We start from the raw sequence: 25,226 nt of genomic DNA on the forward strand, positions 1-25,226 counted from the left end.
TGCCAATGCTGTCCCCGAACGTCGGAAAAACCGTGATTGACCACCCTTTGGTGCCCAAATGCGGTGACACAATGGCAATCACCACCATTGGACGCTGCGACATCCCTTATAGTGAATGATCACTTAACAAGGAATGAAGCAGATCAATTCGACCGCGGTTATCAGCAACTTTGTTCGCCAGGTTTCAGGCGGCCTCCCGGTTCGGATGATCGGGGTCGATCGCGTAATCCTTGAGCTTTCGGTAAAGCGTCGAACGGCCGATGCCCAGCCGCCGGGCCACCTCACTCATCTGACCGCCATAAAACAATAGGGCGAAGCGGATGAGTTCTTCCTCCATTTCGGCAATCCGACGCACTTCACCATCGGGCGTGATCGCGCTGACCGCCGGATAGGCCGGCTCCATGGATGGTGCCAGCTGGGGATCGGCCGCCTCGTCATTGGCCTGCCCGTCAACCGCATTCGGGCCAGCATCCCGGCACGACAGATTGACGGGGCGGGCTGTGTCAATCGCCACCAAGCCCATTTCGCCGGAACCGTCAGCCGGACCGAGCTTGTAGCCTGGCAGTTGCGCCGCGATCTGCGGAAACAGATCGCAAGTCAACTGCTTGCCATCACTCAGCACGATCGCCCGGTGAATCGCGTTTTCCAGTTCGCGGATATTTCCCGGCCAGTCATGCGCGGTCAGCAGGGCCATCGCCTCGGATGCGATACCGCTGATCCGGTGGCTGCCGATTGCGCTTGAAAACCGGGAAATGAAGTGACGCACCAGTTGCGGAATGTCTTCCTTCCGCTTGCGCAATGCCGGGATGTGGATTGGAAACACGTTGAGCCGGTAATAGAGGTCTTCGCGAAAACGCCCTGCCTTCACCTCCGCGATCAGATCCTTGTTGGTAGCCGAGATCAAACGGATATCGACCTTCCTCGGCAGCCGCGCACCAACGGTTTCGATTTCACCCGTCTGTACCGCCCGCAGCAGCTTGACCTGAATGTCAGGCGGCAATTCGCCCACTTCGTCAAGGAATAACGTGCCGCCGTCAGCCTCCATGAACTTGCCTGCATGACGTTCCGACGCGCCGGTAAAGGCACCCTTTTCGTGCCCGAACAGGATGCTTTCAACCAGGTTTTCGGGAATAGCGCCGCAATTGACCGTCACGAACGGTTTGCTGCGCCGCGAGCTTTCAATCTGGATAGCGCGCGCGACCATTTCCTTGCCGACACCCGATTCGCCCTCGAGTACCACCGGAATGCCGGACGCGGCCGCCCGTTGGGCAAGCGAAACCACGCGATCCATCGCCGGGCTGGCCGCGACGATACTCGCAAATCCGCTGCCGTTGCCCTTGGGCTTGGCGGCAACCGGGCTCGCCATCGCCTTCAATGCGTTGCGCAACGACAACGCCAGCCTTTCCGGAGAAACCGGTTTGACAACGAAATCGAAGGCACCAGCGCGCATCGCCTGAACCACATTCTCGATCCCGCCATGCCCGGTCTGGACAATAACCGGAACGGAGATTTCCGCACCGGCCAGCCGCTCGAGCACTTCAAGCCCGGTCATTTCCGGCATCATCAGATCAAGCACCACGGCATCAACTGTAGCACCTGGCGTCGTCAACCGCTCGAGCGCGGCGCGACCGTCCTGAAACAATTCGGTTTCATAGCCGGCGCGTTCGGCAGCTGCCTTGAGCAAGCGGCGCTGCACAGGGTCATCATCAACGATAAGAATTCGACTGGACACGGATGTTGATTCCTCGTTTCCGGGAAAGTGAACAAGCGGCTTTCGCCATCTCGCAACAGTGCCAGCAAAGCCTGAAAATCGGATTTCGGGAATCGGTTGCATTTTAAGGGTCTGTGCCAGTAAAACCGGGGCGCCAATTGGCAGAGACCGTTTTTGAAAGTGAGTGCCTTCATGCCGACATCGATTCTGGATTTTGCGCCAAGAAGTGCCTCCGAGGCAGCGAACGGCACCAATTCCGAACTGGGTCAATTGCCAGGATGGAATCTCGCCGACCTTTATCCGGGCCCCGAATCACCCGAGTTCAAATCCGATCTCACGGCCGCCCGCAGCCTTGCCGAGCAGTTCGAAAGCCAGTGGAAGGGCCGTCTTGAAAAAGCCGCTGGCCTGACTGGCGATGACGGACTTGGCGCAGCGATCGAGGCCTATGAACGGCTCGACGAGTTGATGGGCCGGATCATATCCTATGCGGGTCTTGCCTATTTCACTGATACGTCGGATCCCGCCAAGGCCAAGTTTTACGGCGACGTGCAAAGCGCGATGACCGACACCAGCGCGCATCTGCTGTTTTTTGCGCTGGAACTCAACCGGATTGATGACACGGTGATCGAAGCCAGTCTCAGCCGCGACGATCGCGCCGCCCGCTATGCGCCCTGGGTGCGCGACCTCAGACTGGACAAACCCTATCAGCTCGATGACCGCATCGAGCAACTGTTCCACGAAAAGTCGATGACCGGCCGTGCGGCCTGGAACCGGCTGTTTGATGAAACCATGGCCGGCCTGAAATTCGAAATTGACGGCGAGGAACTTCCACTCGAAGCCACGCTGTCCTTGATGCAGGATTCCGACGGCGCCAAGCGCAAAAAGGCTGGTCAGGCACTGGCAACCACGCTGAAGGCCAATCTGCGTACCTTTACGTTGATCACCAACACGCTTGTCAAGGACAAGGAAATCTCCGACCGCTGGCGCGGGTTCGAGGACATCGCCGACAGCAGGCATCTGGCCAACAGGGTCGAGCGGCCCGTGGTTGACGCATTGGCGCAGGCGGTTCGCGAAGCCTGCCCGCGCCTGTCGCATCGCTACTACGCCATGAAAGCCCGTTGGCTGGGCTTGGAAAAACTGGAATTCTGGGATCGCAACGCGCCGTTACCGGAAACCCCGCGTGCGACAATTCCCTGGGACGACGCCAAGAACACGGTGCTGTCAGCCTATCGCGGCTTTGCGCCGGAGATGGCCGATATCGCCCAGCGCTTTTTTGATCACCGCTGGATTGACGCGCCGAGCCGGCCTGGCAAGATGTCAGGCGCGTTCGCGCACCCCACCGTCCCTTCCGTCCATCCTTACGTGCTGCTCAATTATCTCGGCAAGCCGCGCGACGTGATGACGCTGGCGCATGAACTGGGCCATGGCGTGCATCAGGTTCTGGCCGGGGCTCAAGGCTCACTGATGGCGTCGACACCGCTGACACTGGCAGAAACTGCCTCGGTGTTTGGCGAAATGCTGACCTTCCGTGCATTGCTCGCACGCACCACCGACAGGCGCGAGCGCAAGGCCATGCTGGCTCAGAAGGTCGAGGACATGATCAACACCGTGGTACGCCAGATCGCGTTCTATGAATTCGAGCGCCGGGTACACACCGCGCGCCGGGAAGGTGAACTCACCGCAGAACAGCTGGGCGCGCTCTGGCTTGACGTCCAGTCGGAAAGTCTCGGCTCCGCAGTCGAGCTTTCAGAAGGCTACGAGACCTTCTGGGCCTATATCCCGCATTTCATCCATTCGCCGTTTTATGTCTATGCCTACGCATTTGGCGATTGCCTGGTCAACTCGCTGTACGCGGTCTACGAGAAAGGCCCCGATGGCTTTCAGGAACGCTATTTCGACATGCTCAAAGCCGGCGGCAGCAAGCACCATTCGGAACTTTTGGCTCCCTTCGGACTTGATGCGTCGGACCCGGGCTTCTGGAACCAGGGCCTGTCAATGATTGAGGGAATGATCGACGAACTGGAAGCCATGGACGACTGAGCGCTGGCGTTTTCACTATCTTGTAGCAACGAAGTGTGATTTACGCCGCCGTTACTGGCGCAGATGGCTGCGAGGCAAGTTGACGGAGCAAGTAAACATGGCTGAGCAAAATTATCCAGTCTACGCCGAAATCACCGGCCCGATAGTCATGATCGGGTTCGGATCGATCGGTCGCGGCACGCTGCCGCTGATCGAGCGACACTTCAAATTCGATAAGAGCCGCATGGTGGTGATCGACCCGCGCGACACCGAAGCAGAAATCCTCAGCAACCACGGCGTCCGCTTCATCCAGCAGGCAGTGACCATCGACAATTACCGCGAATTGCTGACGCCGCTTCTCACCGAGGGCGAAGGCCAGGGCTTTTGCGTTAATCTTTCGGTCGACACCGGATCGCTCGATCTCATTCGGCTCTGCCGGGAAATCGGCGTTCCCTATATCGATACCGTGGTCGAGCCGTGGCTCGGCTTCTATTTCGACACCGAAGCCTCCAATGCCTCGCGCACCAATTATGCGTTACGAGAAACCGTCCGCAAGGAAAAGCGCAAGCACCCCGGCGGCACCACGGCTGTCTCCTGCTGCGGCGCAAATCCGGGCATGGTTTCCTGGTTCGTCAAACAGGCATTGGTCAATCTCGCCAACGACACTGGCACCAGCTTCAAGGAGCCGGCCCAGGACGACCGCGAAGGCTGGGCCAAGCTGATGAAGAAGGTCGGCGTCAAGGGCATTCACATTGCCGAACGCGACACCCAGCGCGCCAAGCTGCCCAAGCCGATGGATGTGTTCTGGAACACATGGTCGGTGGAAGGCTTCATTTCCGAGGGCCTGCAACCAGCCGAACTCGGCTGGGGCACACACGAAGAGTGGAAACCGAAAAACGCCAAGAAATACAAGCATGGCAACAAGGCTGCGATCTATCTCGAGCAGCCCGGCGGCAATACCCGGGTGCGCAGCTGGTGCCCAACCCCGGGACCGCAGTACGGTTTTCTCGTCACCCACAATGAATCGATCTCGATCGCCGATTTCTTCACCGCCCACGACAAGAAGGGCAAGCTGAGCTATCGGCCGACCTGCCATTACGCCTATCATCCGGCCAATGATGCGGTCTTGTCGCTGCACGAAATGTTCGGCAATGGCGGAACCGCCCAGCCCACGCTTCATGTTCTTGATGAAAACGAGCTGATCGACGGCGTCGACGAACTCGGCGTGCTACTGTATGGCCACGCCAAGAACGCCTATTGGTTCGGCTCGCGGCTTTCGCTCGAAGAGACCCGCCAGATTGCACCCTATCAGAACGCAACCGGCCTCCAGGTTACTTCCGCGGTGCTCGCCGGAATGGTCTGGGCGCTGGAAAACCCCAACGCCGGCATCGTCGAAACCGACGAGATGGACTACAAGCGCTGCCTTGAGGTGCAAAAACCCTATCTCGGCCCGGTTGAAGGCCATTATACCGAGTGGACGCCGCTGGACGGACGCCCCGGCCTGTTTCCGGAGGACATTGATGAGAACGATCCATGGCAGTTCCGCAACATCCTGGTGCACTGAGCAGCGCCGCGCCACCACCACCGGCTCCGCCCGGACCACTTTAGTCGACCTTGCTTTCGCCGCATCCGCGCGGCATTGTTGGGTGACGGATTCTTATTGATGACGGCACGAGGGGAATACCGCGCCATGAAAACCCGGTTCAATATCATCGCCCTGGCCGCAGTCGCAGCCTTTCTGGCGGGCTGCCAATCCGCCAATTACAGGCCGCTTCCGCGTATGGCTCAGCAGCCACAGGGCATTGACGGCCAGTGGGTCGACCCCAACGGCATCGTCTCAAGCTTCTCAAATGGCCGCTTTGAAACCCGCACAACAGACACCAATTCGCTGCTGGCCGAGGGTTCCTATCAACACATCTCCAACCAGATGGTCGAGATCGAACTGACATCGCTGCTGCGCAATACCACGTCGCGGGTCAATTGCGCACTCGCCAGCCAGTCACAGCTCAATTGCACCTCCTCTACTGGAGCGCAGTTCACCCTGGTGCGCCGCATCTGAACCGGACTGCTGGAGGGGTGAGGCAAATGGGCGAGCATTTCGACGATCGTGAGACGCGGGCGCCAGAAATCCGCGAAAAAGCAACATTCGATCACCTTTCGAAATTGCTGGCGCGGAGCTTCGAACGGCTGCCAGTCTTGCGAGACTGGCTTGGCAACCCCGATCCCGCCGCCATCGATGATCGCCGTGCCCTGGCCGATTTACCGGTGTTGCGCAAACCCGATCTGATGGAAATGCAGTCGGCCAATCCGCCGTTTGGCGGCCTTGCCGACCCCGATGCGCTCAAGGGCAATCGCGTGTTCATGTCGCCCGGCCCAGTCTGGGAACCGCAGGGCCTGGGCGTCGATCCGTGGGCATCGGCCCGCGCGCTGTTTGCTGCCGGTTTTCGCGCCGGCGACCTGGTGCACAACAGCTTGGCCTACCACATGACGCCGGGCGGGTTCATTCTGGATGAGGGTGCACGTGCGCTCGGTTGCCTAGTTTTTCCGGCGGGCATCGGCAATACCGAAGCTCAGGTCAACGCCGCCGCAAAACTCAAGCCATCAGGATTTACCGGCACCCCGGATTACCTCAAGACGATCCTTGAAAAAGCTGATGAAATGGACCGGGATCTGTCCTCGATCCGCCACGCGTTGGTTTCCGGCGGGGCTCTGTTTCCGTCGCTGCGGCAATACTACACCGACCGCGCAGTCAATGTGCTTCAGTGCTACGCCACGGCTGATCTCGGTGTTATCGCCTATGAGAGCGCCGATGCGCTCGGCGCGCCACACCCCGGCATGATCGTCAATGAAGAGATGATTGTTGAAATCGTCCGCCCCGGGACAAATGATCCGGTGCCCGACGGAGAGGTCGGCGAACTGGTGGTGACGACGCTCAATCCCGGCTATCCGCTGATCCGTTTCGGCACCGGAGACCTGTCAGCCGTTCTTCCCGGAACATCCCCCTGTGGGCGCACCGGCCCGCGGATCAAGGGATGGATGGGCCGCGCTGACCAGCGCACCAAGGTCAAGGGCATGTTTGTCGACCCCAAACAGATCGCGGAAATTCTCAAGGCCCACCCTGAACTAGCGCGGGCCCGCCTGGTTGTCAGCCGATCCGGCGATGCCGATCTCATGACCTTGCTGGTCGAACCGGCCACTGGCGCATCGCCTCAGTCTGAAAAGATCGAGGCAACATTGACCGCCATCGCCAAATTGCGCGGCAAGGTCGAGATCGTCGCCCCTGCCAGCCTTCCCAATGATGGCAAGGTGATCGCCGACGAGCGCGACTATTCCGCTTGATCCGCGACGAAAAGATCATGCCGGTGCGGCTCCGCTCTTGAAGTCCACAGCCGATAATGAAACCATCGGACAATGCTTGCCGCAAGTGTCCGAAGACACCCAGACTTGGCACGCCGAGAGCTGCGAAACAGGGAGTTACTCCATGAACACCTTCATCAAACGGGCTTTATTATCCGCCTCGGTCCTGGGACTAAGCTCAGGCGTTGCCTTGGCCGATTTCAGCCTGACCATTCTGCACATCAACGACTGGCACAGCCGGATCGAATCCAACAACAAGTATGAATCCACCTGTTCCGCCGAAGATGAAAGCGAAGACAAATGCTTCGGCGGAGCGGCACGGCTGGTAACCGCCATTGCCGACCGGCGCACAGCGCTTGAAGGCGGCAACGTGCTGCTTCTTAACGGCGGCGACAATTTCCAGGGCTCGTTGTTCTACACCACCTACAAGGGCGCCGCCGAGGCCGAATTCCTCAACCAGATGGGATTCGACGCCATGACCGTCGGCAACCATGAATTTGACGATGGCGAGAATGCGCTGGCGCCGTTCCTCGACGTGATCAAGTTTCCGGTGCTTTCGGCCAATGTCACGGCCAGCGCCGCCTCCAAGGTCGGTGACCGGATCAAGCCCTCGCTGGTAATTGAAGTTGGCGGAGAGAAAATCGGCATCATTGGCGCGGTGACCACCGACACGCCGGAGATTGCCTCTCCCGGCCCCAACATCACCATCGAAGACGACATCAAGACGATCACCGCCGAAGTCGAAAAGCTCAAGGCCCAGGGCATCAACAAGATCATCGCGCTGACCCATGTCGGCTATGTCCGCGACAAGGAAATGATCGCCCAGATCCCCGGCATTGACGTTGTCGTCGGCGGGCACTCACATTCGCTGCTGTCGAACACCGACGAGAAGGCCGAAGGCCCCTACCCGACGATGATCGACAATCCGGACGGCTACAAGGTGCCGGTCACCCAGGCCGCATCCTATTCGAAGTATCTGGGCGAGTTCACGGTGACTTTTGACGATAATGGCGTGGTCAAGGAAGCCAAGGGCGATCCGATTCTGCTCGACAGCTCGGTGACACCGGATGAGGGCGTGCTGGCGCGGATCAAGGAGCTTGGTGCCCCGATCGAGGAACTGAAAACCAGGAAGGTGTCAGAGACCACCAAGGCGATCGACGGAAGCCGCGATACCTGCCGCGTCGGTGAATGCGAAATGGGCAATCTTGTCACTGACGCAATGCTCGACCGGGTGGCCGATCAGGGTGTCACCATCGCCATCCAGAATGGCGGCGGTTTGCGCGCCTCCATCGACGCGGGCGAAATCACCATGGGCGAAGTGCTCTCGGTGCTGCCGTTCCAGAATACGCTGGCAACATTCCAGCTCAAGGGCGCCGACGTGATCGCGGCACTTGAGAATGGCGCCAGCCAGATCGAGGAAACTGCCGGCCGCTTCGCCCAGGTCGCGGGCCTGCGCTATACGTTTGACAAGGACGCCGAGGTCGGATCGCGGATTGTCTCGGTGGAAGTCAAGGACGGCGATGGTTTCAAGCCAATCGACCCGAACGCGACCTATTCGGTGGCGACCAACAACTACATGCGCGGTGGCGGCGATGGCTATGCCGTCTTTGCCTCAGCCGGCATGAACGCCTATGATTTCGGCCCCGGCCTTGAACAGGTGGTCGCCGATTATCTCGCCAAGAACATGCCCTACACACCCGTCATCGAAGGCCGAGTGATCGCCGCAGCGTCAGCCCCGATTGCTGACGAGGCCAAGAGCGAAGATACAGCAACTGCAGCTGACCCCGTGGTCAAGGTGCCCGAGCCACTTGCCGGCTCCACCGAACTCAGCACCACCGCCCCAACGATGCCAACCAACGCGCCCGCTGCTGACGACGCGGCAATGGCCAAGGATGCATCAATGTCCGGCAAACAGCACGTGGTTGCCGCCGGCGACACCCTGTGGGATCTGGCCAAGACCTATCTTGGCGACCCCACGATGTGGAAGAAAATTGCTGAAGCCAACCCGGCAGCGGCATCTCACAACCTCAAGATTGGTGACACGCTGAATATCCCGGCGCAATAATCACCACCACGATGATCCGAGGGGCCCGGTTCGCCGGGCCCTTCGTGTTTTTGGCTATTGCCAAATGCCGCACCGGCCAATGATTGATTTGTCGCCTGATACCACTATGTTTCCGCTCAACTGCAGACATGCGGGGCGCGGACGCCGGAAAACCCGGTTCGGGCGCGCCTAACCTGTCTCATGTCGACAATCCGACCAGGCGATCGGCCGCTTTGATTGCATCGCGCCAGAGAAAAGAATTGGAAGCTATTGTGAACACCCATGTGCCCCCGACTGACGAGTCCAGCCGCGCAGTAGGTCAGCTTCCGCCGGAACACCCGCCGGTAAAGATTCAGAAAGTCGGCGTTCTGCTGGTCAATCTCGGCACTCCCGATGGCACCGACTACACATCGATGCGGCGCTACCTCAAGGAGTTCCTGACCGACCGGCGAGTGATCGAATGGTCGCGTTTGTTTTGGTACCCGATCCTCTTTGGCATTGTTCTCAACACACGGCCGGGACGCGTCGGCAAGGCCTACGCGACGATCTGGAACAACGATCTCGATGAAAGCTACTTGCGGACATACACCCGCAACCAGGCTGATAAGCTGGGTCAGGCTTTGGCCGAACACCCGTCGATCATGGTCGACTGGGCAATGCGTTACGGCCAGCCCTCGATCCCCGACAAGATCAAGGCGCTCAAGGATGTCGGCTGCGACAAGATCGTGCTGTTCCCGCTTTATCCGCAATATGCCGCCGCCACCACCGCGACAGTCAACGACAAGGCCTTCCAGTCGCTCATGAAGATGCGCTGGCAGCCGGCGCTAAGAACGGTGCCGCCCTATCACGACGATCCGGTCTATATCGATGCTATCGCCCAATCGATCGAGACCCATCTTGCGGGCCTCGACTGGGAGCCGGAAATCGTGTTGACCTCGTTCCACGGCATTCCGCAATCCTATTTCCTCAAGGGCGACCCCTATCATTGCCAGTGCCTGAAGACCGCGCGACTGGTGCGCGAACGGCTCGGTTGGCCGGCAGAACGGCTGATGCCGACATTCCAGTCCCGCTTCGGGCCTGAGGAGTGGCTGCAGCCCTATACCGACAAGACTGTGGAAAAACTGGCCAAGGACGGCGTCAAGCGGATCGCCGTAATCAATCCGGGTTTTGTCTCCGACTGCCTGGAAACGCTCGAAGAAATCGCCGTCGAGGCGGGCGAAATTTTTCTTCACAACGGCGGCGAACATTTCACCCACATTCCCTGCCTCAATGACAGCGAGCCTGGCATGAAAGTGATCGAGGCCGTCGTCCGTCGCGAACTGCAAGGCTGGATCTGATTGCAGCAGACCATCCGCGCCCACAAGAAACCAACCTTTCGGACACAGTCCAATGATGCGGCGACTCCCTGCCGACTGGCACCGGAGCGGCGCAAACAGGTTCCCGTTCGGGCAAGATAATCCAAGTTGTCATTGCATGCCCGGGCGGGAACAATTAACTCCTTATCAGGGTCGCGTACAGAGCATTGAGCCCGAAACCGACCGAAGGAGATTTGCCCATGCTTGGACTGGACATTACTGTCATCGTTATCGCCGTCATTGCGTTCCTGGTGCTCATTTCCGGCATCAAGACCGTCCCCCAAGGCTTTGCCTTCACGGTAGAGCGGTTTGGTCGCTACACCAAGACTCTGACGCCCGGGCTCAATCTGATAGTGCCGTTTGTCGACCGCATTGGCCGCAGGATCAACATCATGGAACAGGTGCTCGATATCCCGACCCAGGAAGTGATCACCCGCGACAACGCTTCCGTGTCGGCCGATGCGGTGTCGTTCTACCAGGTTCTCAACGCCGCCGAAGCCGCCTATCAGGTCTCAAACCTGGAACAGGCGCTGCTCAATCTGACGATGACCAACATCCGCTCGGTGATGGGATCGATGGATCTGGATGAACTTCTGTCCAACCGCGACGCCATCAACGACCGGCTGCTCAAGGTGGTCGATCAGGCCGCGGCCCCCTGGGGCATCAAGATCACCCGCGTCGAGATCAAGGACATCGCCCCGCCCGTCGATCTGGTTGAAGCGATGGGCCGACAGATGAAGGCCGAACGTGAAAAGCGCGCGGATATCCTTGAAGCCGAAGGCTCGCGCAATTCACAGATCTTGCGCGCAGAGGGTGCCAAACAATCCGCCATCCTTGAAGCCGAAGGCCGCCGGGACGCTGCATTCCGCGACGCCGAGGCTCGCGAACGGCTCGCAGAAGCCGAAGCCAAGGCGACGACAATGATGTCGGTCGCCATCTCCGAAGGCGACGTCACCGCGATCAATTACTTCGTGGCGCAAAAATACACCGAAGCGCTCGGACAAATTGCCTCCGCACCGAACCAGAAGGTCATTCTGATGCCGCTGGAAGCCTCCTCGCTGATCGGATCGCTGGGCGGCATCGGCGCCATTGCCCAGGAAGTCTTCGGCAAGGACGGTGGTTCGTCTGCACCCGCCCGCAACAACCGTGCGCCCGGCCAGCCGCCGCGTCAGCCGCGCAGCGCAACACCAGGCCTGCCGTCATCAGGTTCTGATCCGGAGCCAGGCGCATGATTGCCAGCCTGGCAACCGAACTCGGACCGTGGACCTGGTGGATTATTGGCTTGGTCTTCCTGGCGCTGGAAATCATGGTCCCTGGCGTGTTTTTGCTCTGGGTCGGTCTCGCCGCCCTGGCAATCGGCGCCGTTTCCTTCGCCCTCTGGGATTTCGCCGCATGGTCGTGGCAAATCCAGCTTCTGCTGTTCGCCATTCTTTCTGTGGTTTTCGCGATCATCGGCCGTCGCATTTCGAGTTCCAGCGCCGAAAGCGATCAACCCATGCTCAACCGTCGCGTTGAAGGCCTGGTCGGTCGCACCGCGACGCTGGAAGAACCGATCACCAATGGCGCTGGCCGGATCCGGCTCGATGACACGACGTGGATTGTTCAGGGACCCGATCTACCAGCCGGGACGCGTGTCCGCATCGTTGCGGCCCAGGCCGGCGGCCTGTCAGTCGAAGCAGCATAGGATTCGGCCCTCAGGCCAAAATCCGTACCGCCCATTCGGCTTGGCAAAAAGCGTCAGGCCACACCGATTCTGAGCAGATCGTGAAAATGTACGATGCCGATCGGCGCGCGCCCGGCGTCGGTCACAATCAATGCGCCGATCGAGTTCTGGTTGAGGATACCCATCGCGGTGCTGGCAAGCGCCGTTGGTGCAATGGTCTTCGGGTTACTGGTCATGATCGCGTCGATAGGTTGATCGACCAGATTTCTCCCCAGGCTGCGTGCCACATCGCCATCGGTTACGATGCCGATCAATATCCCGTCCGGATTGATCACGCCGACACAGCCGAATTTCTTCTGCGATAAGGTCATGATCGCTTCCGGCGCCAGAGTGCCTGACGGCACCAGCGGCACGGCGTCACCACTATGCATGACATCGGAAACATGGGCGAGATTGGCGCCAAGCTGGCCGCCCGGGTGGAAGGTGTGAAAATCGCCGGCAGTAAACCCCTTGGCTTCCAGGAGCGCCACTGCCAGTGCGTCTCCAAGTGCCAGCTGCATCAGCGTCGAGGTCGTGGGCGCCAGTCCATGCGGGCAGGCTTCCTGCTCGCGTGGCAACGCCAGCACGATATCGGCTTCCCGCGCCAGGATCGAGGTCGTACCGGCAGTAAAAGCCACCAGCGGTATCTGAAACCGCCGCGAATAGGCAACAATGCCCTTGAGCTCGGTGGTCTCGCCAGACCAGGACAACACGATGATGGCGTCGTCATTGGTGATCATGCCGAGGTCGCCATGATTGGCTTCCGCAGGGTGAACGAATTGCGACGGCGTCCCGGTTGACGCCAGTGTCGAGGCAATCTTTGCCCCAATATGCCCGCTCTTGCCGACACCGGTGACAATCACCCTGCCGGAAATCGAGCCAAGCGTTGTCACCGCGCGCGCAAACGGCTCGGAAAGCCCGTTTTCAAGAGCAGCTGCAAGCGCTTCCAGGCCACATTTTTCGGTCTGGATCGTGCGTCCAGCCGAGCGGAGAATCTCTTCGAGAGGGTAATCAGGCAGTATCTTCTTCATGAAGTGGCAATATCGCGTTGCCGCGGCGCTGTCCATCAATCACACACCCCGCTTGGCCGGGCACTGGTCGAAACCTTGCGTTAACCACAAGTGTTTACGGTTTGAAAGGACTTCGATGAGTCCGGACCGGAAGACGCATGCGCAAACGCATCACCCATAAACCAACGACAAAGGCGGCGCTGCGTATGGGCTGCGGCCTCGGCGTGTCCGGCATTTGCCTGTTGACCACGCTCTCTATGGCACACGCTCAAACCATATCAGCCGAGCAGGATTCCGGCGCAGAAACCTACGGATTGCGCGGTACCACCACGGCAGAAACTTCGGAGACCAGGGCGCAGGCCCGCGCCGCTGCGACGCTGTATGGGGCGCTGCCGGCGATCCCCACCGCTTCCGACTCATCAGACCTGGCCGACGTCGAAGACGAGCCGAACGCCACAATCGCTGCACAAGAGTCTGTCAGAGCCAGAGAAAGCTCTGAAATCACCACCGGATCGATCGGCTTGGATTCGGATATCAGCCAGGCCGATCAGGATTTTGCCGACAGCCTGGCGCGTCAGAACGGCCGCGTCGAAAGCATTGACGGATTGGAGGCCAACCCCGCAACCGACCCTGACAGCGTGCCGGGCTTCACGCTGGGAACATTGACGCTGCGGCCGACGCTCAATCAGAGGGCCGTCCATGAATCAATCCGCAATGTGTTTTCAACGACCAGCCGGGTCTACAGCGAGACCACCGTTTCCGGCACGCTCGATTCCAACTGGTCACGCCATCAGCTTTCCATCAACGGTTCAGGCACCTGGCAAGAAAACCTGTCAGGCACCGGAACCGAATCACCGAGCGCCAACATCGACGCCGCCCTGCGCCTTGACATGATCAACGACATCACAGCGACGCTGGGTGCAGGCTACAGTTATTCGCAGGAAAGCCGCACCGACCCGAACGCGATTTCCGGCGCCGACACCCAGTCAGGCATACATGAAACACGCGCCAGCATCGGCTTGCAGAAAAGCTTGGGCATCCTGCGCGGAACGACCACCCTTGAACTCACCCGCACCTTGTATGGCGACGCCACCCTGGCAAACGGCGGAACCGTGCTGGTCGATGACCGGGATACACTTGGCGGCGAGCTCACCACCCGTGTGGGCTACGCAGTCTCGCCAGCACTGGTGCCGTTCCTGGAAGCTTCGGTGGGCCGGGAAAATTATGATCAGAAGATCGATTCGACCGGGTCGGAACGGTCGTCGACATCCTACGGCATCCGCGCTGGTGCCGAGATCGACTTTGGCGAAAAGCTCAATGGCGAGATCGCCGCCGGCTATCTGCGGCGGCGCCTCGACGACGCCAGTCTCAACGACATTTCCGGACTTACGCTGGATGGCGAACTCAATTGGTCGCCCCTGCGCGGCACCACCATCAATGTTGGCCTCGCCACCACAGTGGAATCGTCAACCTCCGCCGGTGAAGCCGGAGCAATCGTCTATGAGCTCGATTCGACCCTGACCCATGAAATTCACAGCGCCGTGGTCGCACGCCTGGGCGCCACTCTGGAGTATCAGGATTTCGACGCAGGCAGCAACCGCGGCAATCAGCACAGCTACGGCGCTTCCACCGGCCTGACCTGGAGCATCAACCGCTATCTGGATCTGGATGCGGATGCGAGCTACGAGCGGACCACGGAATCGGGCGGCACCGACGAACGAACCACGCGGCTCTCGCTGGGCCTGACACTGCGGCGCTGACCAGCACCGACAATTTCAGCCAACAGCCATGCCGTGCATCAAAACATACGAGACATGGGCACTACCCGATATTTGCTGGTCAATGCGTTCCGGAACCTGACCGCAGACCTGATCAGATCTGGGACACCATCCGTTTCAATTCATCGGCCACCAACGGCTTGATATCGGCACGATCAAGCGCGTAGGCCACATTGGCCAGAATGAACCCTTCCTTGGAACCACAGTCAAAAGTCTGACCGCCGAACCGGTAGCCCGAGAATGATTGCGTATCGGCGAGCTTGAGCATCGCGTCAGTCACCTGGATTTCATTGCCGGCCCCGCGCTCCTGGCTCGACAGAATGTCAAATATCTCGGGCTGCAGGATGTAGCGGCCGTTGATGAAGTAGTTGGACGGCGCGGTCCCCGGGGCGGGTTTTTCCACCATCGAGGTGATCCGGAACCCGCCTTCCAGTTCATCACCCTTGCCGACAATTCCGTATTTGTGGCTCTGTGACGGATCGCATTCGCCGACGGCGACGATATTGCCACCGACCTTGCCGTAAAGCTCGACCATGCCCGACAGGCACCCGATCTCATCACGCATGATCATGTCGGGCAGCAGCAACGCAAATGGCTCGTCGCCGACAATGTCACGGGCGCACCAGACGGCATGGCCAAGTCCGAGTGGTTCCTGCTGGCGGGTAAAGCTGGTCGCTCCCGCCATTGGTAACATCTCTGCAAGTTCCCTTAGCTCAACGGTCTTGCCGCGTTCGCGCAACGTAGCCTGAAGCTCGACCTGAATATCAAAATGGTCCTCGATGACCCCTTTGTTGCGGCCAGTGACAAACACGAAGTGCTCGATACCTGCAGCCATCGCTTCTTCCACGACATACTGGACCACGGGCTTGTCGACGACCGTCAACATTTCCTTGGGCACCGCTTTGGTCGCAGGCAGAAACCGTGTCCCCAGGCCCGCAACCGGCAAAACAGCTTTCCTGATTTTCCGCATCTTCGTCATGTCTTTTCCCCATTCTTCATGAATACTCAAAACCGGATAATCCCGGTGGGTGGCTTCGGTCTTAGCCAGCAATGGTTAGGAACTGACAAAGCCGGCGTGCCGCAGATAAATATGGTAAAGGATTTGTTGACGGCTGTGGTCTATGATTTCCGGTCAGATACTCATTACAGCCCCAACCGACAGGATGTTTGGAACATGCTCCGATCACCCAGAAAAATTGCATGCACCGTCATGCTCAGCCTTGCAGCCAGCTTCGCCGCTCCGGCAGCGGCACAGGCCGATGCCGGATTTCAAAAGTGGGTCGCCAATTTCTACGGCACCGCCGCAAAGTCGGGCATATCCCGTTCGACCTACAACGAAGCGTTTCGCGGCGTCACCGCGCCAGACCCGGATGTTCTTGAAAAAGCCCGGTACCAGCCCGAATTTACCACCAAGGTCTGGGATTATCTCGATTCGCGGGTCAACCCCTACACCATCGCCAAAGGCCGCGAGATGGGTGCGCGTCACGCCCGCACACTGTCAGCGATCGAGCGCAAGTTCGGCGTCGACGCCACTGTGTTGTTGGCGATCTGGTCGATGGAATCCAATTACGGCGAGATCCTCGCCAAGCAGGATCGCCTCCATTACGTACCACAAGCTTTGGCCACGCTCGCCTATGCTGACCGCAAGCGGGCGAAATTTGCCCGCCAGCAACTGATCGCTGCACTCAAGATCCTGCAATCGGGCGATATTAGCGCACGTGAGATGACCGGCTCCTGGGCCGGCGCCATGGGCCACACCCAGTTCATTCCCACCAGCTACCTTGCCTTTGCTGTTGATGCTGACGGCAATGGTCATCGCGATATCTGGAATTCGATTCCCGACGCATTGGCTACAGCTGCAAATCTGCTCAAGAAGAACGGCTGGCGTTCCGGCGAAACCTGGGGTTATGAAGCCATAGCTCCCAGAGGCGGTGCCAAATACAACGGACAGACCAAGACCCTGGCGCAATGGGCAGCGCTTGGCTTTACCCGCCCCGGCGGCAAGGGCTTCAGTGTTGGCGACCGACGCGCAGAGCTCAAGATGCCCGGCGGTGCCAATGGCCCGGCATTCCTGATGACCAAGAATTTCTTTGTCATCAAGCGCTACAACAATTCCGACAGCTACGCGCTCGGCGTCGGCGTTCTGGCCGATGAAATTGCCGGCTACGGCGGCGTCGACCAGCGTTGGCCGCGACCGGCGGGAACGCTTGACGTCAAGGAGAAGTTCGAACTCCAGACCCGGCTCAAGGCGCTTGGCTATTACGATGGAGAGATCGACGGCAATTTCGGATCGGGGTCGCGGGCCGCAATCACCGCGTTCCAGTCGCGCGCCGGCTTGACCGGTGAGGCGCTTCCGTCGCAGAAGGTATTGGAAGCGATCCGTCGCCACTGACCGGCTTGCCGCCCGGCCAACAAGGGCCAAACGGCAGACCATATGCGGCGGGTCTTTACTGGCCTGAGGGCCAAATTGGAGCTCACCTCTCGTGTTTGTCCACCGCACGGCACTGCGCTTTCTTGCCATCACCCTGATCAGCGTGATGGCGGGTCTGTTTGTCGCCCAGTTGGCCATACCGGTTGCGGCGCAGGAGCGTGTGGAACGCAAATCCATCCTGCAATTGCTGTTCGGCGGCGGCAAGAAGGCCGCGCCGCCCAAGGCGACAGAGAGAAAGCCGACACGCAGCAGCCGGATCAAGAAGGCCACCCGCAGCAGCGTCGCGGCGACGACAGCCGCGCCGGAACCGGTGATCGAAAAGCTTGAGAATGCCCGCAACATTCTGGTGCTTGGCGATTTTCTGGCCAACGGCGCCGCTGACGGATTGCGCGAAGCCTTCGTTGACGCGCCTGGTGTCGTCGTGGTTGACCGGACCAACGGCTCATCCGGCCTGGTTCGTGACGATTATTACAACTGGATCGAGCAGGCGCCGGCGATCATCGAGGAAGTTCAACCTTCCATCATCGTTGTCCAGATCGGCTCCAACGATCGCCAGCAGCTTGTTGTCAACGGCGAGCGCGAATCCGTACGATCGGTCAACTGGCTGGCTGAATATGAGCGTCGGACGCAGAAATTCATCGAGTTGCTCAGAGCCCGCAAAACACCCTTGTTGTGGGTCGGCTTGCCCGCCTTCAAATCGTCCAACATGACGACTGATATTGTCGCGCTGAACGGAATTTACCGCAAACTCGTGGAAATGGCCGGCGGCGAGTTCATCGACATCTGGGACGGGTTTGTCGATGAGGAGGGCAAATTCATCTTCACCGGTTCCGATATCAACGGCCGCCAGGTGCGGCTGCGCGGCTCCGATGGGATCAACATCACCAGTGCCGGCAGGCGCAAGGTGGCCTTCTATATCGAAAAACCAGCCCGGCGGCTGCTCGGCGACGCTGCTGCCACCGGTGTCGCTTCGCCGAACGGCATGAACCTTCCCGAGATCTTCATGCCACCACCACCCGGTGAGGTCCCCGCCGCCGTCATGCGCACCCTTCCCGTCACCATGACTGATCCGGATCTCGACGGCGGCTCGGCGTTGCTCGGCCAGATGCCGGCTGCCGCAAGCCTGGTCAAATCACCACGCGACAGACTGGTCCTGGATGGAGAGCTGACAGAAGCGCCTGAAGGGCGCGCCGACAATTTCGCCTGGCCACGCGCCAATCGCTGATCTCTGATTGCAAAACTTCCGGAGTGCGACCGTACTGCGCCTTATCGCGGCAGAACGGTCGCCCCCATCAGGCTAAGATCGATGTCACGCGCCGCCTGACGGCCTTCGCGGATCGCCCACACCACCAGGCTTTGTCCGCGGCGGACATCGCCAGCCGCCCAGAGCTTGTCCACAGAGGTGCGGTAAACCTTTTCATCGGCGGCAATATTGGTCGAGCCGCGCTTGTCCGAGTCGAGCGCCAGTCGCTCGCCAAGTTCGCTGACCACGCCGGTAGTGAACACGCCGCGAAAACCGATGGCGACAAACACCAGATCAGCCTTGATCAGGAACTCGCTGCCGGCGATCGGCTTGCGCTTCTCGTCAACTTCGCAGCATTTAACGCCGATCAGCACACCGTTTTCGCCGATCAGCTCAAGCGTTCCCACCTGGAATTCGCGCACCGCACCCTCAGCCTGTGAGGAGGAGGTACGCATTTTCGTCGCCCAGTAGGGCCAGACGGCAAGCTTGTCTTCCTTTTCCGGTGGCTGCGGCCGGATGTCGAGTTGTGTGACCCGAACCGCGCCCTGGCGGAATGCAGTGCCGACGCAGTCGGAAGCCGTGTCGCCACCACCGATGACAACGACCCGCTTGCCGCCAGCCAGGATCGGTTCGCAAGGCCAGCCGGCACTGTCGATGCTCTCGCGTGCCACCCGCTTGTTCTGCTGAACCAGATAAGGCATCGCATCATACACGCCCATCAGATCCGCGCCTGGAATGCCGACATCGCGCGGGCTTTCCGAACCACCGCAGTAAAGTACCGCATCATAGGCGCCGAGCAGTTCCTCAACGGGTTTGTCGACGCCGACATTGACGTTGCAGAAGAAAGTAACGCCCTCGCCTTCCATCTGCTCGATGCGACGGTCGATGAAGTGCTTCTCCATCTTGAAGTCGGGGATACCGAAACGCAGCAACCCACCAGGTTTGCTCTCACGCTCATAGACATGCACATCGTGACCGGCGCGACCGAGCTGCTGCGCCGCCGCCATTCCGGCAGGACCAGATCCGATGATCGCGACTTTCTTGCCGGTTTTGCTGGTCACCGGCTGCGGCACGATAAAGCCCATTTCATAGGCCTTGTCGGCCAGCGCCTGCTCCACCGTCTTGATGGTGACCGGCGCGTCCTCGAGATTGAGCGTACAAGCTTCCTCGCACGGCGCAGGGCAGATGCGGCCGGTAAACTCCGGGAAGTTGTTGGTCGAATGCAGGTTGCGGATCGCCTCTTCCCAGTTGTTGTTGTAAACCAGATCGTTCCAGTCGGGGATCTGGTTGTGCACCGGACAGCCCATCGGCCCATGGCAATAGGGAACGCCGCAATCCATGCAGCGCGCAGCCTGTTTTTGCACTTCCTCGTCACTCATCCGAATGGTGAACTCGCGAAAATGGCGAATGCGATCAGACGCCGGTTGAAACTTCGCCGTCTGCCGATCTATTTCGAGAAAACCCGTTACCTTGCCCATGCTTTCTTCCTCACATCAGAGTGGCGGCCACGAAGGCCCCCAGTACCAATAGGCCAGGCCAATGACCGCCCCCAGTACGATGAATTCTATGTTGAACCTGTCATTTGCGACGTAGCTGACCGCCGGTACCGCAGTTGTAATGGTCGTCGAAAGCAGCCGGTGGATGACTGCCCCACGATTCATTCCGCCGCCACACCCATGCGCATGCGTTCCATGTCTTCCAGTGCCCGGCGGTACTCGACCGGCATCACCTTGCGGAACTTCGGACGATAGTCGGCCCAATTGTCGAGAATATCCTTGGCACGGGTCGAACCGGTGAAATGCATGTGGTTGGAAATCAGCTGGAACAACCGTTCCTCGTCGTGCCGGGTCATGTCGCCCGACACGTCGACCCTGCCCTTGTGGGCCAGATCGCCGCCATGATGGTGCAGCTCTTCGAGTATGTCGTCTTCCTCGGGCACTGGCTCGAGCTCGACCATCGCCATATTGCAGCGGCTAGCGAAATCGCCGGCTTCATCGAGCACATAGGCAACCCCACCGGACATGCCGGCAGCGAAGTTGCGACCGGTCTCGCCGATAACGACGACAAGTCCGCCGGTCATGTATTCGCAGCCGTGGTCGCCGACGCCTTCGACTACCGCAATAGCGCCCGAATTGCGCACGGCGAAGCGTTCACCGGCGACGCCGCGGAAGTAGCATTCACCTTCAATGGCGCCATAGAGCACCGTATTGCCGACAATGATCGAGTTCTCCGCCACGATTGGCGAGTTTTCCGGCGGTCGCACAATGATGCATCCGCCCGACAGGCCCTTGCCGACATAATCGTTGGCGTCGCCGGCCAGATCAAAAGTCACACCATGGGCCAGGAACGCGCCGAACGATTGCCCGGCCGTGCCCTTGAGCTTGACGCTGATCGTATCTTCGGGAAGCCCCTTGTGGCCAAAACGCTTGGCCACCTCACCCGACAGCATCGCGCCGGTGGAACGATCGACATTCTTGATATCGACGTCGAACTCGACTTTTTCCCGGTTTTCAAGTGCCGGCATCGCCATTTCGATCAGTTTCCGGTCGAGCACATTGGCGATCGGATGGACTTGTCGTTCGGTCCAGTAGGTCTTGGTCTTGGGCGCATCAGGCTTGTAGAAGATGCGGCTGAAATCCAGCCCCCTGGCCTTCCAGTGGGCAATCATGTCGTCCTTGGCAAGCAGTTCGGACTGACCGATGATCTCGTTGAGATTACGGTAGCCCATTGCAGCGAGCCATTCGCGCACCTCTTCAGCGACGAAGAAAAAGTAGTTGATGACGTGCTCGGGCGTACCCTTGAAGCGCTTGCGCAGCACCGGATCCTGTGTCGCCACGCCCACCGGGCAGGTATTGAGATGGCACTTGCGCATCATCACGCAGCCCGCCGCGATCAGCGGCGCGGTGGAGAAGCCGAACTCATCAGCGCCGAGCAAAGCTCCGACGATGACGTCACGGCCAGTCTTCAGCCCGCCATCAACCTGCAGCGCGATGCGCGAGCGCAGACCGTTGAGCACCAGCGTCTGGTGGGTTTCCGCCAGACCGATTTCCCACGGGCTGCCGGCATGCTTGAGCGAGGTCAGTGGTGACGCGCCGGTGCCGCCATCATAGCCGGAAATGGTGATGTGGTCGGCGCGCGCCTTGGCAACCCCGGCGGCCACGGTTCCGACTCCCACTTCCGACACCAGCTTGACCGAGATATCGGCTTCAGTGTTGACGTTCTTGAGATCGAAGATCAGCTGCGCCAGGTCTTCGATCGAGTAGATATCATGGTGCGGCGGCGGCGAGATCAGGCCGACGCCGGGGGTCGAATGCCTGGTCTTGGCAATCGTGGCATCCACCTTGTGGCCCGGCAGCTGTCCGCCTTCGCCGGGCTTGGCGCCCTGGGCCACCTTGATTTGTATCATGTCGGCATTGACCAGGTACTCTGCCGTCACCCCGAAGCGGCCCGAGGCCACCTGCTTGATGGCTGAACGTTCCGGGTTCCGGGTGCCGTCGAGCAACGGAAGATAGCGATCCGGTTCTTCGCCGCCCTCACCCGTATTGGACTTGCCGCCAATCTTGTTCATGGCGATCGCCAGCGTTGTGTGAGCCTCGCGGCTGATCGAGCCGAACGACATCGCCCCGGTCGAAAACCGCCGGACAATGTTGACCGCAGGTTCCACTTCATCAAGCGGAACGGGCTTGCGCCCGGCATCTTCGGCCTTGCGGATCTTGAACAGGCCACGAATGGCTTTCATTCCGGTCGTGGATTTGTCGACCATCCCGGAGAATTCGCGGAAACGATCCTCGGCATTGCCGCGCACGGCGTGCTGCAGCGTTGCCACCGCATCCGGTGTCCAGGCATGGTCTTCGCCGCGCATCCGGAACATGTACTCGCCGCCCACATCCAGCGAAGTCGCCAGCACCGGGTCGTTGGAGAACGCACCCGCATGGCGTTCGGCGGTTTCTCTCGCCACTTCATCCAGCCCGACGCCCTCGATCGTCGTCGCAGTGCCGGTGAAATAGGTATCGACGAAATCACTCGACAGGCCGATCGCATCAAAGATCTGCGCGCCGCAATAGGACTGATAGGTAGAAATCCCCATCTTCGACATGACCTTGAGGATACCCTTGCCGATCGCCTTCATGTAGCGCGACACCACTTCGTGAGGGTCGACTTCCGGCGGGAAATTGCCACGCGCATGCATGTCGAGCAGCGTGTCAAAAGCGAGATACGGGTTGATCGCCTCGGCGCCATAGCCGGCCAGGCAGCAGAAATGATGAATCTCGCGCGGTTCGCCCGATTCCACCACCAGCCCGACCGAGGTGCGCAGACCCTTGCGGATCAGATGATGATGCACAGCCGCCGTCGCCAGCAGAGCCGGAATGGCGATCCGGTCCGGCCCGATCTGACGATCTGACAGGATGATGATGTTATAGCCGCCAACAACCGCTTCTTCTGCCCGGTTGCACAACCGTTCGAGCGCCGCCTTCATGCCCTCCGAGCCCTTCTCGCTCGCATAGGTAAAGTCCAGCGTCTTGGTGTCGAACCGGTCTTCGGTGTGACCAATCGAGCGGATTTTTTCCAGATCCCCATTGGTCAGGATCGGCTGCCGCACTTCGAGCCGCTTCTTCTTCGCCGCTCCCTTGTGGTCGAGAATATTCGGGCGCGGGCCAATGAAGGAGACAAGGCTCATCACCAGTTCTTCGCGGATCGGGTCGATCGGCGGGTTGGTGACCTGTGCAAAATTCTGCTTGAAATAGGTATAGAGCAGCTTGGACTTGTCCGACATCGCCGAAATCGGCGTATCGGTACCCATCGACCCGATGGCTTCCTGTCCGGTGGTCGCCATCGGCGCCATCAGGATCTTGGTGTCTTCCTGCGAATAGCCAAAGGCTTGCTGACGATCAAGCAACGACACGTCGCGGCGCAACGCACGCGGTTCCACCGGCTTGAGATCCTCAAGGATAAGCTGGGTGCGTTCAAGCCATTCCCGGTAGGGATGCTTCGCCGCCAGTCCCGATTTCACTTCCTCGTCGGAAATGATGCGGCCTTCTTCCATGTCGATCAGCAGCATCTTGCCAGGCTGCAACCGCCATTTGGAGACAATGGTGCTTTCATCAACCGGCAACACGCCGGCTTCCGACGCCATGATCACCCGGTCGTCATTGGTCACGATGTAGCGCGCCGGGCGCAGGCCATTGCGGTCGAGCGTGGCGCCAATCTGGCGGCCGTCGGTAAACGCGACAGCGGCGGGGCCGTCCCACGGCTCCATCAATGCGGCGTGATACTCGTAATAGGCCTTGCGCTCGGCACTCATCTGCGTGTTGCCGGCCCAGGCTTCAGGGATCAGCATCATCACCGCGTGGGCCATCGAATAGCCGCCACGGATCAGGAATTCGAGCGCATTGTCGAAGCAGGCGGTATCCGACTGACCTTCATAGGAGATTGGCCAGAGTTTCGAGATGTCGTCGCCAAACAGCGGTGAGGAGACAGAAGCCTGCCGCGCCGCCATCCAGTTGACGTTGCCGCGCAGGGTGTTGATCTCGCCATTATGCGCCACCATCCGGTAGGGATGCGCCAGCTTCCATGACGGGAAGGTGTTGGTCGAAAACCGCTGGTGAACCAGCGCCACGGCAGATTCAAAACGCGGATCCTTCAGGTCCTTGTAATAGGCGTCGACCTGGTAGGCCAGGAACATGCCCTTGTAGACGACCGTCTGCGTCGACAGAGAAACGAAATAAAAGCCGTTGTCGCGTCCGTCGGTCTCGCCATAAACCCGGTTCGAGATGACCTTTCTCAGGACGAAAAGCCGCCGCTTGAACTCTTCATGGTCAGCAACCCCTTCGCCACGACCGATGAAGACCTGGACGTGATGCGGTTCTGTCGCGGCGATTTCCGGTGCTTTGGAAAGTGATGAATTGTCGACTGGCACATCACGGAAGCCGAGCAGCTTCTGACCTTCCTGCTCGACGACTTCGGCGATGATCCCCTTGAGATGGGCGCGCAGCGCTTCATCTTGCGGCATGAAAAGAAAACCGACCGCATAATCGCCGACTTCGGGAAGATCGACGCCCTGGGCAGCCATTTCCTCGCGGAAAAACCGATCGGGAATCTGCACCAGAATCCCGGCGCCATCGCCCATCAGCGGATCGGCGCCAACCGCGCCGCGGTGGGTCAGGTTGTCGAGCATGAACAGGCCGTCACGGACGATCTGATGCGATTTTACGCCCTTCATATGGGCGACAAAACCGACGCCGCAGGCATCGTGCTCGTTGCGCGGATCGTAAAGACCCTGTTTGGCTGGCAATCCAAAGGGGCGAGTGGTCGCGGGCTTGGCCGGAGCGCTGGCCCCGCAAGCATTGACGTCCATCCTTGATGGTGATTGGTCAGCCATCTTCATTCCTCCTTCGTGACCGCAGCCGCAGTCGTTTCCAGCGCATCTCATCTCGCCGCCACCACGGCTGACGCTTGCGTTTTCGATTCATCTATCGTCTGGCCTTGCGCACCGTTCCTGAGCATGTCCGAAAACGTCGGATCGCGGTGTGCATATGTATCAAGAAGGGGGCGGCGCGGTTATTTACAGCCGCAGCA

16 protein-coding genes are annotated in these 25,226 nt (G+C 59.7%); 11 read left to right on the forward strand and 5 right to left on the reverse strand.

Annotated features, from left to right (window positions below; translation table 11 throughout):
• Window positions 1-184 precede the first annotated feature (184 nt).
• Window positions 185-1,732 carry a sigma-54-dependent transcriptional regulator gene (locus tag ACK6D9_RS20610; protein WP_412049913.1) on the reverse strand — a complete coding sequence of 516 codons (1,548 nt, stop codon included), beginning with the start codon at window positions 1,730-1,732 and terminating at the stop codon, window positions 185-187.
• 171 nt (window positions 1,733-1,903) lie between these two features.
• Between ACK6D9_RS20610 and ACK6D9_RS20615 the strand changes: the two genes are divergently transcribed.
• The 8 genes from ACK6D9_RS20615 to ACK6D9_RS20650 all read left to right on the forward strand — a co-directional run bounded on the left by ACK6D9_RS20615 (window position 1,904) and on the right by ACK6D9_RS20650 (window position 12,170).
• A complete protein-coding gene (locus tag ACK6D9_RS20615) occupies window positions 1,904-3,751 on the forward strand; it encodes a M3 family oligoendopeptidase (RefSeq protein WP_412049914.1) in 1,848 nt (615 codons plus the stop codon).
• A 97-nt stretch (window positions 3,752-3,848) separates the two neighbouring features.
• On the forward strand, window positions 3,849-5,294 hold the full coding sequence (locus ACK6D9_RS20620; RefSeq protein WP_412049915.1) for a homospermidine synthase: 1,446 nt from the start codon (window positions 3,849-3,851) through the stop codon (window positions 5,292-5,294).
• A 99-nt stretch (window positions 5,295-5,393) separates the two neighbouring features.
• A complete protein-coding gene (omp10, locus tag ACK6D9_RS20625; RefSeq protein ID WP_412049916.1) occupies window positions 5,394-5,789 on the forward strand; it encodes an outer membrane lipoprotein Omp10 in 396 nt (131 codons plus the stop codon).
• 26 nt (window positions 5,790-5,815) lie between these two features.
• Complete coding sequence (locus ACK6D9_RS20630) at window positions 5,816-7,069, forward strand: phenylacetate--CoA ligase family protein (RefSeq protein ID WP_412049917.1); 1,254 nt, start codon at window positions 5,816-5,818, stop codon at window positions 7,067-7,069.
• Between the two features lie 142 nt (window positions 7,070-7,211).
• Window positions 7,212-9,152: a 5'-nucleotidase C-terminal domain-containing protein gene (locus tag ACK6D9_RS20635; protein WP_412049918.1), complete on the forward strand. Its 1,941-nt coding sequence runs from the start codon at window positions 7,212-7,214 to the stop codon at window positions 9,150-9,152.
• A gap of 263 nt (window positions 9,153-9,415) precedes the next feature.
• Window positions 9,416-10,468, forward strand: a complete 1,053-nt coding sequence (gene hemH / locus ACK6D9_RS20640) for a ferrochelatase (RefSeq protein WP_412049919.1) — start codon at window positions 9,416-9,418, stop codon at window positions 10,466-10,468.
• 218 nt (window positions 10,469-10,686) lie between these two features.
• On the forward strand, window positions 10,687-11,718 hold the full coding sequence (locus ACK6D9_RS20645) for an SPFH domain-containing protein (protein ID WP_412049920.1): 1,032 nt from the start codon (window positions 10,687-10,689) through the stop codon (window positions 11,716-11,718).
• Window positions 11,715-12,170: an NfeD family protein gene (locus ACK6D9_RS20650; RefSeq protein WP_322991064.1), complete on the forward strand. Its 456-nt coding sequence runs from the start codon at window positions 11,715-11,717 to the stop codon at window positions 12,168-12,170. Before ACK6D9_RS20645 ends, ACK6D9_RS20650 begins: the two co-directional genes overlap by 4 nt.
• 53 nt (window positions 12,171-12,223) lie before the next feature.
• Here ACK6D9_RS20650 and ACK6D9_RS20655 read toward each other — a convergent pair whose 3' ends face one another.
• Window positions 12,224-13,219 (reverse strand): KpsF/GutQ family sugar-phosphate isomerase, encoded by a 996-nt coding sequence (locus ACK6D9_RS20655; RefSeq protein WP_322991063.1) that lies wholly within the window; start codon window positions 13,217-13,219, stop codon window positions 12,224-12,226.
• Window positions 13,220-13,356: 137 nt separating this feature from the next.
• Between ACK6D9_RS20655 and ACK6D9_RS20660 the strand changes: the two genes are divergently transcribed.
• Window positions 13,357-14,958, forward strand: coding sequence for an outer membrane beta-barrel protein (locus ACK6D9_RS20660; RefSeq protein WP_412049921.1), 1,602 nt, complete (start codon window positions 13,357-13,359; stop codon window positions 14,956-14,958).
• Between the two features lie 112 nt (window positions 14,959-15,070).
• Here ACK6D9_RS20660 and galU read toward each other — a convergent pair whose 3' ends face one another.
• On the reverse strand, window positions 15,071-15,955 hold the full coding sequence (gene galU / locus ACK6D9_RS20665) for a UTP--glucose-1-phosphate uridylyltransferase GalU (protein ID WP_412049922.1): 885 nt from the start codon (window positions 15,953-15,955) through the stop codon (window positions 15,071-15,073).
• A 231-nt stretch (window positions 15,956-16,186) separates the two neighbouring features.
• On the opposite strand from galU, the gene ACK6D9_RS20670 reads away from it, so the two are divergent.
• Both ACK6D9_RS20670 and ACK6D9_RS20675 read left to right on the forward strand, forming a co-directional pair.
• Entirely contained in the window at window positions 16,187-17,368 is a 1,182-nt protein-coding gene (locus ACK6D9_RS20670; protein ID WP_412049923.1) for a lytic murein transglycosylase, read from the forward strand.
• Window positions 17,369-17,459: 91 nt separating this feature from the next.
• On the forward strand, window positions 17,460-18,632 hold the full coding sequence (locus ACK6D9_RS20675; RefSeq protein ID WP_412049924.1) for a DUF459 domain-containing protein: 1,173 nt from the start codon (window positions 17,460-17,462) through the stop codon (window positions 18,630-18,632).
• Window positions 18,633-18,673: 41 nt separating this feature from the next.
• Here the strand turns inward: ACK6D9_RS20675 and ACK6D9_RS20680 are convergent, their stop codons facing one another.
• Entirely contained in the window at window positions 18,674-20,128 is a 1,455-nt protein-coding gene (locus tag ACK6D9_RS20680; protein ID WP_322990318.1) for a glutamate synthase subunit beta, read from the reverse strand.
• Between the two features lie 179 nt (window positions 20,129-20,307).
• On the reverse strand, window positions 20,308-25,029 hold the full coding sequence (gene gltB, locus ACK6D9_RS20685; RefSeq protein WP_412049925.1) for a glutamate synthase large subunit: 4,722 nt from the start codon (window positions 25,027-25,029) through the stop codon (window positions 20,308-20,310).
• Window positions 25,030-25,226: the final 197 nt, after the last annotated feature.

This window comes from Hoeflea sp. Naph1 (assembly GCF_046837775.1).
Classification (GTDB): Bacteria; Pseudomonadota; Alphaproteobacteria; order Rhizobiales; family Rhizobiaceae; genus Hoeflea.